This window comes from Enterobacter cloacae complex sp. ECL414 (genome assembly GCF_021869685.1).
Classification (GTDB): domain Bacteria; phylum Pseudomonadota; class Gammaproteobacteria; order Enterobacterales; family Enterobacteriaceae; genus Enterobacter; species Enterobacter kobei.
In genome coordinates, this window is sequence record NZ_CP091481.1 from 3233379 (window position 1) to 3246114 (window position 12736).

The 12736-nt window shown below is 54.8% G+C and carries 6 protein-coding genes; 4 read left to right on the forward strand and 2 right to left on the reverse strand.

The genetic code is table 11. The features are described from left to right. The first annotated feature begins 169 nt into the window (after window positions 1–169). Both rcsD and rcsB read left to right on the forward strand, forming a co-directional pair. A complete protein-coding gene (rcsD, locus tag L3068_RS15525; protein ID WP_045268967.1) occupies window positions 170–2842 on the forward strand; it encodes a phosphotransferase RcsD in 2673 nt (890 codons plus the stop codon). A 16-nt stretch (window positions 2843–2858) separates the two neighbouring features. After that, the gene (rcsB, locus tag L3068_RS15530) at window positions 2859–3509 is read left to right on the forward strand and encodes a response regulator transcription factor RcsB (protein ID WP_003859405.1); all 651 of its coding nucleotides are present in this window, start codon (window positions 2859–2861) and stop codon (window positions 3507–3509) included. A 79-nt stretch (window positions 3510–3588) separates the two neighbouring features. On the opposite strand, the gene rcsC is transcribed toward rcsB, so the two are convergent. Then, entirely contained in the window at window positions 3589–6435 is a 2847-nt protein-coding gene (gene rcsC / locus L3068_RS15535; RefSeq protein WP_023330948.1) for a two-component system sensor histidine kinase RcsC, read from the reverse strand. Window positions 6436–6569: 134 nt separating this feature from the next. After that, a complete protein-coding gene (gene gyrA / locus L3068_RS15540; protein WP_014884608.1) occupies window positions 6570–9206 on the reverse strand; it encodes a DNA topoisomerase (ATP-hydrolyzing) subunit A in 2637 nt (878 codons plus the stop codon). A 146-nt stretch (window positions 9207–9352) separates the two neighbouring features. Between gyrA and ubiG the strand changes: the two genes are divergently transcribed. Both ubiG and nrdA read left to right on the forward strand, forming a co-directional pair. Next, window positions 9353–10081 (forward strand): bifunctional 2-polyprenyl-6-hydroxyphenol methylase/3-demethylubiquinol 3-O-methyltransferase UbiG, encoded by a 729-nt coding sequence (ubiG, locus tag L3068_RS15545; protein WP_014884609.1) that lies wholly within the window; start codon window positions 9353–9355, stop codon window positions 10079–10081. 347 nt (window positions 10082–10428) lie between these two features. Continuing rightward, window positions 10429–12714 carry a class 1a ribonucleoside-diphosphate reductase subunit alpha gene (gene nrdA / locus L3068_RS15550; RefSeq protein ID WP_117580818.1) on the forward strand — a complete coding sequence of 762 codons (2286 nt, stop codon included), beginning with the start codon at window positions 10429–10431 and terminating at the stop codon, window positions 12712–12714. Window positions 12715–12736 lie beyond the last annotated feature (22 nt).

Below are 12736 nucleotides of genomic sequence, written 5' to 3' on the forward strand. Positions count from 1 at the left end.
TTATTTGTACACGCATCGTGAACTTGTACACTTTTAACGCACATCGCCTCTTCCGCAGTGTTCCCTGAAAAAGTCGCCTGTTCCAGGCCAGTGGCGCTGGAAATTCAGGTATTACCCTTTATACTGCCCTATCGCCACAGAGCACGACCATTACGGGTTAAAGATATCAATGAGTCAGACTGAAACTACCGCCCCGAGCAAATTCTCCCTTCTTCCCGGGAGCATCACCCGTTTCTTTCTTCTTTTGATCGTTGTGTTATTAGTCACCCTGGGCGTGATGGTGCAGAGCGCGGTAAACGCCTGGCTGAAGGACAAGAGCTACCAGGTGGTTGATATCACTCATGCCGTCCACAAGCGCATTGATACCTGGCGCTACGCCACCTGGCAGATTTACGACAATATTGCCGCAGCGCCTGCAAGCGCATCCGGGGATGGGCTTCAGGAGACCCGGCTTAAGCAGGATGTCTACTATCTCGAAAAACCGCAGCGTAAGACTGAGGCGCTTATCTTTGGCTCTCACGACAGCGCAACGCTTGAGATGACGCAGCGTATTTCAACCTATCTGGATACCCTCTGGGGTGCCGAGACGGTGCCGTGGTCGATGTACTATCTGAATGGTCAGGACAACAGCATGATCCTGATCTCGACGCTGCCATTGAAAGATCTCTCTTCTGGTTTTAAAGAGACGACCGTTGGCGGCATTGTCGATTCCCGCCGTGCAGAAATGCTGCAGCAGGCGAATGCCCTTGATGAGCGTGAAAGTTTCTCATCGCTGCGCCGCCTGGCCTGGCAAAATGGTCACTATTTTACCCTGCGTACCACGTTCAACCAGCCGGGACATCTGGCGACGGTCGTGGCGTTTGATTTGCCTATTAATGATTTGATCCCGCCGGATATGCCGCTCGACAGCTTCCGTATGGAGCCAGACAGCAGTACCCAGAACATGCGCGCGGCGTCGGACAAAGAGGCCGCAGAGAGCGTCACCATCTCCTTTAACGGCTCGAAAATTGAAATTGCCTCGTCACTGAACTCAACCGGCATGCGCCTGGTGTGGCAGGTACCGTTTGGCACCCTGCTGCTCGATACCCTGCAAAATATTTTGCTGCCGTTGCTGCTGAATATCGGCCTGCTGGCGCTGGCCCTGTTTGGCTACAGCACCTTCCGCTTCCAGCCGGGACGTCATAGCGACGCCTCTGCGGTTACCGCGGGCAACACGAATGAACTTCGCGTGTTACGCGCGCTCAATGAAGAGATTGTTTCCGTGCTGCCGCTGGGCGTATTAGTCCACGATCAGGAAGCGAACCGCACGGTGATGAGCAATAAAATTGCAGACCATCTGCTGCCGCATCTTAACCTGCAGAACATCACCACCATGGCGGATCAGCACCAGGGGGTTATTCAGGCCACCATCAATAATGAACTGTACGAGATCCGTCAGTTCCGCAGTCAGGTAGCCCCACGCACGCAAATCTTCATTATCCGCGACCAGGATCGCGAAGTGCTGGTGAATAAGAAACTCAAGCAGGCGCAAAGGCTGTATGAGAAGAACCAGCAGGGGCGCGCCGCCTTTATGCAGAATATTGGCGACGCCTTCAAACAGCCGTTAAAAACGCTGGCAACCCAGGCGGCGGCGTTAAACACCTCTGAAAGCCACCAGCTTGCCTGCCAGGCCGACTCGCTGGTTCGTATGGTGGATGAGATCCAGTTAGCGAACATGCTGGAGAATGATTTCTGGAAAGGTACGCCTTCCCTCTTCTCCATTCAGGATCTGATCGATGAAGTGGTTCCGGAAGTCCTGCCGGTGATCAAGCGTAAAGGTCTGCAGCTGCTGATCAACAACCATTTACCGGCGAATGACGAACGCCATGGCGATCGCGAAGCGCTACGTCGCATTCTGCTGATGATTATTCAGTATGCCGTGACCACCACGCAGATCGGCAAGATCACCCTCGAAGTGAGCACCGACGAGTCGGCAGAAGATCGCCTGACGTTCCGCATTCTGGACACCGGTGAAGGCGTCACGACGAGTGAAATTGATAATCTGCACTTCCCGTTCCTGAATGACACACAAAGCGATCATTACGGTAAGGCTAACGCCCTGACCTTCTGGCTGTGCGATCAGCTGGCGCGTAAGCTCGGCGGCCACCTGAATATCAAAGCACGTGAATCGCTCGGCACTCGCTACTCTCTGCACGTGAAAATGGCCGTCAATCCGCAGGAAGAAGATGAAGAGCGCCTGCTGGATGACGTGGTGGCGATGGTGGATGTGACCTCAAACGAGATTCGCAACATCGTGGTGCGTCAGTTAGAAAACTGGGGCGCGGCCTGCATCACGCCGGATGAACGACTGGCAAGTCAAGAATTTGATCTGTTTTTAACGGATAATCCGTCTAATCTTACTGCCTCGGGCTTGCTTTTAAGCGATGATGAGTCAGGCGTGCGGAAAATCGGCCCTGGCCAGCTGCGCGTCAACTTTAATATAAGCAATGCGATGCAGGAAGCTGTACTACAACTAATAGAAGAGCAGCTGGCGCAGGATGAGATAACGGAATCCCCGTTAGGCGGCAATGAAAACGCCGAGCTTCACGCCAGCGGATACTATTCACTCTTTGTTGATACAGTACCAGATGATGTTAAGCGGTTGTATACTGAGTCCGCTGCGAATGATTTTGCAGCGCTGGCGCAGACAGCACACCGGCTTAAAGGGGTGTTTGCCATGCTTAATCTGGTTCCCGGCAAGCAGTTATGTGAAACGCTGGAACATCTAATTCGTGAGAAAGATGCCTCTGGCATTGAAAAATACATCAGCGACATTGACGACTACGTCAAAAGCTTGCTGTAGCAAGGTAGCCTTATACATGAACAATATGAACGTAATTATTGCCGATGACCATCCGATTGTACTGTTCGGTATTCGCAAATCGCTTGAACAGATCGAGTGGGTGAATGTAGTCGGTGAATTTGAAGACTCTACAGCACTGATCAATAACCTCCCAAAGCTTGATGCGCACGTGCTCATTACCGATCTCTCCATGCCTGGAGATAAGTACGGTGATGGGATTACGCTCATCAAATATATCAAACGTCACTTCCCGGACATCTCGATCATTGTTCTGACCATGAACAACAACCCGGCGATCCTGAGCGCCGTGCTGGATCTGGACATCGAAGGGATTGTGCTGAAACAAGGCGCACCGACCGATCTGCCAAAAGCGCTCGCTGCGCTGCAGAAAGGCAAGAAGTTCACGCCTGAGAGCGTCTCTCGTCTGCTGGAAAAAATCAGCGCGGGTGGCTACGGTGACAAACGTCTGTCACCGAAAGAGAGCGAAGTTCTGCGCCTGTTCGCTGAAGGTTTCCTGGTGACCGAGATTGCCAAGAAGCTGAACCGCAGTATTAAAACCATCAGCAGCCAGAAGAAATCCGCAATGATGAAGCTGGGTGTGGACAACGATATTGCCCTGCTGAACTATCTCTCCTCCGTGACGCTGAGCGCAACGGACAAGGATTGATCACCGCAGTAAATGCCGGGTGGTGTTCGCGCAAGCGAAGCGCCGCCGGGCAAATAAAAAAGGCCCGAAAGGGCCTTTTTTATATCCTCGTTTTCCTGACGCGTTCCGCATAGACCGACAAGGTCTGCTTCAGCACGTCCAGCGTGACCGGTTTCGACAGACAGCTGTCCATGCCTGACTCCAGGCATCGCTGTTTCTCTTCCGCCAGCGCGTTCGCCGTGACGCCCACCACCGGCAACGTCAGGCCAAGCTGGCGGATACGTTGCGTCAGACGGTAGCCGTCCATGTTAGGCATGTTGACGTCACTGAGAACGATATCAATATGATTTTTACTCAGCACATTCAGCGCATCCACACCGTCATTGGCCGTTTTGCACTGGTAGCCAAGCGACCCGAGCTGGTCTGCCAGCAGTCGGCGGTTAATCGGATGGTCATCCACGACCAGAATCATCATATCGTCATTCACTGACGCCAGACCTTCCGGTGACGGCAATTCACCGGCTCCGTCGTTCTCTTCCAGTTGCACTTTGTAGATGCGTGCCAGCAGGCTCAACAGCTCATGCGGCGTGGCGACACTGTGTACCCACTCTCCCGGCGCACGTTCAACCGGTATGCCAATGTGGCGACGACAGAAGAGTACCGTTCCTCTCCCCTGCCACGCCTGTTCCGGCATCTCGTCGGCGATCAGCACGTCATCCGCGTCCGGCGTCTGGTCTTCATAGCGGCACACCCTCACGCCGCTATGGGTAAGCAGCGCCGTCAGGTAATCATTCAGCGAAGCGTTATTCACCGCCAGCCAGCAGCGCTTATCGCTCAGCCCGTCAACCGTCGCTTTTGCCGGATACTGCGCCGAATAGAGCGGAATACGGATGGTGAACTGGCTACCCATGCCGGGCTCGGTATCCACCGAGATATCACCGTCCATCATGCTGACGAGCTTCTCACAAATCGCCAGCCCCAGACCGGTGCCCTGGAAGTTACGCTGCACGCCGGTGCCGACCTGGAAGAAGGGGTCGAACAGGCGAACCACTTCTTTCGCCGGGATGCCTACACCCGTGTCCCGGACGCGAATGCTCAGGTAATCCCCCGCCCGGCAGACGTGTAACACGATACAGCCAATATCGGTGAATTTGATGGCGTTGCTAAGCAGGTTAGAGATGACCTGCTGCAGGCGCATCGGATCGCCGTGCAGCGTCAGCGGCACATCCGGTTCAATAAAGCAGTAGAGACCCAGCTGTTTACGCACCACCAGCGGCAGATAGTTGGCGCTGATGTGGTTCATCACCTCACGCGGCGAAAACTCCCGCGGTTCGATTTTCAACTGCTCAGACTCAATTTTAGAGAAATCGAGAATATCGCTGATGATTTTCAGCAGCAGACTGGAGGAGTTGTTCATCGCCGTCACCAGCCTGTCGACCCCTTTCGGCAGCTCTTTCGTCTGCAACAGGTCGAGGTTACCGATAATCCCGTACAGTGGCGTACGCAGCTCGTGGCTGACGGTGGCAAGGAACATAGATTTCGACTGGCTGGCCTGCTCCGCCGCCTGCGCCATCTCCTGCAACGACTCCTCCATCTTCACGCGTGCGGAGACATCCACCAGCACGCAAATCGCCACGTTTTCATTACGATAGCGGGAGTGAACAAAGCTGATCTGCAGGTTGGTATGGGTGCTGGTGAGCACGTCGACAAAGTTTACCTGCTGACCGCAGATGATTTGCGTCAGCCTTTGACGATCCTCATGCGTCAGCATGTTCAGATAGTTGTGCGCCAGCTCGTTACTCAGGATGTTGGTCCCGTCCTGAGTACGCAGAATACAGATCCCCACCGGTGCGGAGGCGACTATCTTACGGTTAAACTGCTCGTGCTCTTCCAGACGCTGGGCGTCACTTTCGGCGGGAATAAAGATTCTTCGCTCATACATGCGCGCCAGCGTAAACAGCGCCCCTCCCACCAGCAGGTTGAGCAGAATTGCATTCATAATCAGAATGCGTATCCGCTCCAGCACCATATCGACCGGCAGCGAGTAGACGATACTCAGCGACGACGGTGGCAGGCTTTTTTTCAGCACCAGCTCACGAAAGCCGGAGGTGTAACCAAACCACGAGCGTTCCTGCATCCAGTGCGGATCGACGTTCAAACGGTTATCCGGCCCGGCAAGCGAGATCAGCTGATGTCCGTTTTCATCAAGAATGGTCACACCCATCGGCAGGCTGCCTGGCGTGAAGAAGTTTTCCATGCGGATGGTCTGCTCAATGCCCAGCAGAGCCTGCAGGCGGTTACCGAGGTAAACCGGCGTCAGCGCGTAGAAATAGCCCACGCCCATGCGCGGCCCCTGGCTAATCCAGAAGATGTTATTCCCGCGCTCGTCCTGCGGCGCATTGCGATATTTCACAATACGCTCATGCAGGCTTTTCAGCGCATCATCACGCTCGACGGGTACGTCGCGCAGGCCGAAGTCAGCCATGCAGAGATTTTCGCTGCCAATCAGGAAGACGCGATTGAGATCGTAGGCGGCGGAAAAATTGTCGCGCCAGTAGCGCATAAACCAGGCGAGGGATTCCAGCGACCCGCGCCAGGTGTTGCTCATGGTGGAGCAGTCGGAGTCCGGGAACAGCGGCTGGAAGTCCGGCACTTCGGTTTTGTCATTACGCCCGCGAAGCGCCAGGATGCCGTTTTCCGCCGTCAGCCGGTTTTCAGCAATATACTTCAGCTCCTTCATTACATCAGATGTTCGCTGAATGTAACGCTGGGCCTGATCGGAGCTTAAATTAAACTCCTGGCGGATCTCCGCTTCTTTCTTGTGCAGCGCGTTGACGATGTAGAACACCGACAGCAGGACCACCAGCAACCAAAGCAGGAGCGCCAGCGCCCGAAACAGATAGCGAGAAACTTTCAGCGTGGTACGAAAGGAGACGAGGTATTTCAAAGGGGCGAGGCTCCGCCGTCGGGGTCAAAAGAATGTGGTTAAGGTAGCGGTAAACGCGGCTTGCCGCAACGTTCACTTGTCTGCTTACGTAAAAGAAAAGGGCCGGAATCCGGCCCTTTTTGCGTCAGGAGACATTACTCGTCAGCGTCATCCGCTGCATCATCGTCGGTGTCCGCTTCCGGCGCGATTTCATCGTCACCTTCCGCAACGCTACCGTCGATGGAATCGAGCTCTTCGTCATCCACCGGCTCAGCCACGCGCTGCAGACCCACCACGTTTTCATCTTCCGCAGTACGGATGAGGATAACGCCCTGAGTGTTACGACCCACCACGCTGATCTCAGATACGCGTGTACGCACCAGCGTACCGGCATCGGTGATCATCATGATCTGGTCGGCATCATCGACCTGTACCGCACCCACAACGGAACCGTTGCGCTCGGTAACCTTAATAGAGATAACGCCCTGCGTGCCACGTGATTTGGTCGGGTATTCGCTTTCCGCGGTACGTTTACCGTAACCGTTCTGGGTGACGGTCAGGATTGCACCTTCGCCGCGAGGAACGATCAGGGAAACAACGGAATCTTCACCCGCCAGTTTGATACCGCGTACACCGGTCGCTGTACGACCCATTGCGCGCACGGCGTTCTCTTTGAAGCGCACCACTTTACCGGCCGCAGAGAACAGCATGACTTCATCAGAACCGGAGGTCAGATCCACACCGATCAGCTCGTCGCCTTCGTTCAGGTTCACCGCGATGATCCCGGCGGAACGTGGACGGCTGAACTCGGTCAGCGCGGTTTTCTTCACGGTACCGCTGGCGGTCGCCATAAAGACGTTCACGCCCTCTTCGTACTCGCGTACCGGCAGAATGGCGGTGATACGTTCGTTCGCTTCCAGCGGCAGCAGGTTGACGATTGGACGACCACGCGCGCCACGGCTCGCTTCAGGCAGCTGATAGACTTTCATCCAGTACAGACGGCCACGGCTGGAGAAGCAGAGGATCGTGTCGTGGGTGTTGGCCACCAGCAGACGGTCAATAAAGTCTTCTTCTTTAATACGTGCCGCAGACTTGCCCTTGCCGCCACGACGCTGTGCTTCGTAGTCGGTCAACGGCTGATACTTCACATAGCCCTGGTGAGACAGGGTGACCACCACATCTTCGCGGTTGATCAGATCTTCAATGTTGATATCAGAGCTGTTCGCGGTGATTTCGGTGCGGCGCTCGTCGCCAAACTGGTCGCGGACCAGCTCCAGCTCTTCGCGGATCACTTCCATCAGGCGCTCTGCGCTGCCCAGAATGTGCAGCAGCTCGGCAATTTGCTCCAGCAGCTCTTTGTATTCGTCGAGCAGTTTTTCATGCTCAAGGCCGGTCAGTTTCTGCAGACGCAGATCCAGAATCGCCTGGGCCTGCTGTTCAGTCAGGTAGTACTGACCGTCACGTACGCCGAACTCAGGTTCCAGCCACTCAGGACGCGCCGCGTCATCACCCGCACGCTCCAGCATCGCCGCCACGTTACCCAGATCCCACGGACGGGATACCAGTCCGGCTTTTGCTTCTGCCGGGGTTGGCGCGCGACGGATCAGTTCAATGATCGGGTCGATGTTGGCCAGCGCAACCGCCAGCGCTTCAAGGATGTGCGCACGGTCGCGCGCTTTGCGCAGTTCAAAGATGGTACGGCGGGTCACCACTTCGCGGCGGTGACGCACGAACGCGCTCAGGATCTCTTTCAGGTTCATGATCTTCGGCTGACCATGGTGCAGTGCCACCATGTTGATACCGAAGGAGACCTGAAGCTGAGTCTGGGAGTACAGATTGTTCAGTACAACCTCACCCACCGCGTCGCGTTTGATCTCAATCACGATGCGCATACCGTCTTTGTCAGACTCGTCACGCAGCGCGCTGATGCCTTCAACACGTTTTTCTTTTACCAGCTCGGCGATTTTTTCAATCAGACGGGCTTTGTTCACCTGATACGGGATCTCGTGAACAATAATGGTTTCACGGCCGGTTTTAGCGTCCGCTTCCACTTCGGCGCGGGCACGGATGTAAATCTTGCCGCGACCGGTGCGGTACGCTTCTTCAATACCGCGACGACCGTTGATGATCGCCGCCGTCGGGAAGTCCGGGCCCGGGATGTGCTCCATCAGCCCTTCAATGCTGATGTCTTCATCTTCGATATAGGCCAGGCAGCCGTTGATCACTTCCGTGATGTTGTGCGGCGGAATGTTAGTTGCCATACCCACGGCGATACCGGACGAGCCGTTCACCAGCAGGTTAGGGATTTTCGTCGGCATGACGTCAGGGATTTTTTCCGTGCCGTCGTAGTTATCAACGAAATCAACCGTCTCTTTTTCCAGGTCGGCCATCAGCTCATGGGCAATCTTCGCCAGACGGATTTCCGTATAACGCATTGCCGCGGCGGAGTCGCCGTCGATAGAACCAAAGTTACCCTGACCATCTACCAGCATGTAGCGCAGCGAGAATGGCTGCGCCATACGGACGATAGTGTCGTACACCGCGGAATCACCATGGGGATGGTATTTACCGATTACGTCACCAACGACACGGGCAGATTTTTTGTAGGCTTTATTCCAGTCATTGCCCAATACGTTCATGGCGTATAGTACGCGACGGTGTACCGGCTTCAGGCCATCGCGGACGTCCGGCAGCGCACGGCCAACAATGACCGACATCGCATAGTCCAGATAGGAGCTCTTCAGCTCTTCCTCGATGTTAACCGGTGTAATTTCTCTCGCAAGGTCGCTCATCTAACCGCTATCCCTCTACTGTATCCCGGATTCAAAGGTCGCAAATTATAACACAGCCGCGGTGATTGAGGTAAACCTATACGCTTTATTCATGGGGATTGCCTGATATACTCCTTTGTCTTGCTAAATAAGGAGTAAAAGCGCCCATGAATGCCGAAAAATCCCCGGTGGCTCACAACGTTGACCACGAAGAGATTGCCAAATTTGAAGCGGTGGCGTCCCGCTGGTGGGATCTCGAAGGTGAGTTCAAACCGCTGCATCGCATTAACCCGCTGCGTCTGGGCTATATCGCGGAGCGTTCCGGCGGCCTGTTCGGTAAGAAGGTGCTTGATGTCGGCTGCGGCGGCGGCATCCTGGCGGAGAGCATGGCGCGCGAAGGCGCGACGGTCACCGGTCTGGATATGGGCTTTGAACCCTTGCAGGTGGCCCGTCTCCATGCGCTGGAGTCAGGGATCCAGGTTGAATACGTGCAGGAAACCGTGGAAGAACACGCGGCAAAACATGCCCACCAGTATGATGTGGTGACCTGCATGGAGATGCTGGAACACGTTCCCGATCCGCAATCCGTGGTGAACGCCTGCGCAAAACTGGTGAAACCGGGCGGCCAGGTCTTCTTCTCAACCATCAACCGTAACGGTAAAGCCTGGCTGATGGCCGTCGTCGGCGCGGAATATGTGCTGCGCATGGTGCCAAAAGGCACGCACGACGTGAAGAAATTCATCAAGCCTGCTGAATTACTGAGCTGGGTTGATCGGACGTGGCTTAAAGAGCAGCACATTACCGGCCTGCACTACAATCCATTGACCGATAAATTCAAACTCGCCCCGGGCGTGGATGTTAACTATATGTTGCATACAACCGCCAAAAACGACTAACGTCATTCGTTATTCTTATAAAGATTGCGCGACATCATGTTGCGCAATTCTGCCCTCCCGTTGAAGAAATCAGCACTCGATCAAATTTTGAATTTTTTTTCTTAATTATTGACATGTCGTCCAGGCCTTACGGTACGAGGACTTAGCCTTTTTTACCCTTTCACAACCTCAATTTAACGTCAAAATCAACCCTTGTGCTGAAAAGATTCGATACTAGAATACTCACCATATAGCGTTTTTCTTATCGCAAACCCCCTATATGTAGTATTTATCCACAGAGTTAGTCACAAGACGATTCTGTGGATAAGCGGGGGATATTTTTTATTTCACGGACAGGTAAAACCCACATGAATCAGAGTCTGCTGGTGACAAAGCGCGACGGGACGACCGAGCGTATCAATCTGGACAAAATCCATCGAGTTCTCGACTGGGCAGCAGAAGGACTGAACAACGTATCTATCTCCCAGGTTGAACTGCGTTCCCACATTCAGTTCTACGACGGCATCAAAACGTCTGATATCCACGAAACGATTATCAAAGCAGCGGCAGATCTGATCTCCCGCGACGCACCGGATTATCAGTACCTTGCTGCACGTCTGGCGATTTTCCACCTGCGTAAAAAAGCCTACGGCCAGTTTGAGCCGCCTGCGCTTTACGATCACGTGGTGAAAATGGTTGAGCTGGGCAAATACGACACGCATCTGCTGGAAGACTATACGGAAGAAGAGTTCGAGCAGATGAACGGGTTTATCGATCACTGGCGCGATATGAATTTCTCCTATGCGGCGGTGAAGCAGCTCGAAGGCAAATACCTGGTTCAGAACCGCGTTACCGGTGAGATCTACGAAAGCGCCCAGTTCCTCTATATTCTGGTGGCCGCCTGCCTGTTCTCAAACTACCCGCGTGACACCCGTCTGGATTACGTGAAGCGTTTCTACGATGCGGTATCGACGTTCAAGATTTCTCTGCCAACGCCAATCATGTCTGGCGTGCGTACCCCTACCCGTCAGTTCAGCTCCTGCGTACTGATCGAGTGTGGCGACAGCCTGGATTCCATCAATGCGACCTCCAGCGCCATTGTTAAATACGTCTCCCAGCGCGCCGGTATCGGCATCAACGCCGGTCGCATCCGTGCACTGGGCAGCCCGATTCGCGGCGGTGAAGCGTTCCACACCGGCTGTATCCCGTTCTACAAGCACTTCCAGACGGCAGTGAAATCCTGCTCTCAGGGCGGCGTGCGCGGCGGTGCTGCGACCCTGTTCTACCCGATGTGGCACCTGGAAGTGGAAAGCCTGCTGGTGCTGAAAAACAACCGTGGCGTGGAAGGCAACCGCGTGCGTCACATGGACTACGGCGTACAGATCAACAAACTGATGTACACCCGTCTGCTGAAAGGGGAAGACATTACCCTGTTCAGCCCGTCCGACGTCCCTGGCCTGTACGACGCGTTCTTCGCCGATCAGGACGAGTTCGAGCGTCTGTACACCAAATATGAAAAAGACGACAGCATCCGTAAGCAGCGCGTGAAGGCGGTCGATCTGTTCTCCCTGATGATGCAGGAGCGTGCCTCTACCGGCCGTATCTACGTCCAGAACGTTGACCACTGCAACACCCATAGCCCGTTTGATCCGGTGGTTGCGCCAGTACGCCAGTCTAACCTGTGCCTTGAGATCGCCCTGCCGACCAAGCCGCTGGAAGACGTGAACGACGAAAATGGCGAAATTGCGCTGTGTACGCTGTCTGCGTTCAACCTGGGTGCAATTAAAAGCCTGGACGAGCTGGAAGAGCTGGCCGTGCTGGCGGTTCGCGCGCTTGACGCCCTGCTGGACTACCAGGATTACCCAATTCCGGCCGCTAAACGTGGCGCGATGGGTCGTCGTACCCTGGGTATCGGCGTGATTAACTTCGCCTACTGGCTGGCGAAAAACGGTAAGCGTTACTCCGACGGCAGCGCCAATAACCTGACGCACCAGACGTTCGAAGCCATTCAGTATTACCTGATGAAAGCGTCTAACGAGCTGGCGAAAGAGCAAGGCGCATGCCCGTGGTTCAACGAAACCACCTATGCAAAAGGCATTCTGCCGATCGACACCTACAAGAAAGACCTGGATGCGATCGTCAGCGAGCCGCTGCACCTTGACTGGGAAGGCCTGCGCGAGTCCATCAAGACTCACGGTCTGCGCAACTCCACGCTCTCTGCCCTGATGCCGTCTGAGACCTCTTCGCAGATCTCCAACGCCACTAACGGTATTGAGCCGCCGCGCGGCCACGTCAGCATTAAAGCGTCGAAAGACGGCGTGCTGCGTCAGGTGGTACCGGACTACGAAACTCTCGGGAACAACTACGAGCTGCTGTGGGAAATGCCAAACAACGACGGCTACCTGCAGCTGGTGGGTATCATGCAGAAGTTTATCGACCAGTCGATCTCTGCCAATACCAACTATGACCCGACGCGTTTCCCGTCTGGCAAGGTACCGATGCAGCAGCTGTTGAAAGACCTGCTGACCGCCTACAAATTTGGCGTGAAAACGCTGTACTATCACAACACCCGTGACGGTGCAGAAGACGCGCAGGACGACATGGTACCGTCAATTCAGGACGATGGCTGCGAAAGCGGCGCATGTAAGATCTAAGCACTTCGCCGGGTGGCACTAC

What these genes read in the sequence shown, in the direction of transcription:
- rcsD (WP_045268967.1), top strand. Translation starts at nt 170, where the DNA reads ATGAGTCAGACTGAAACTACCGCCCCGAGCAAATTCTCCCTTCTTCCC.
- rcsB (WP_003859405.1), top strand. Translation starts at nt 2,859, where the DNA reads ATGAACAATATGAACGTAATTATTGCCGATGACCATCCGATTGTACTG.
- gyrA (WP_014884608.1), bottom strand. Translation starts at nt 9,206, where the DNA reads ATGAGCGACCTTGCGAGAGAAATTACACCGGTTAACATCGAGGAAGAG.
- ubiG (WP_014884609.1), top strand. Translation starts at nt 9,353, where the DNA reads ATGAATGCCGAAAAATCCCCGGTGGCTCACAACGTTGACCACGAAGAG.
- nrdA (WP_117580818.1), top strand. Translation starts at nt 10,429, where the DNA reads ATGAATCAGAGTCTGCTGGTGACAAAGCGCGACGGGACGACCGAGCGT.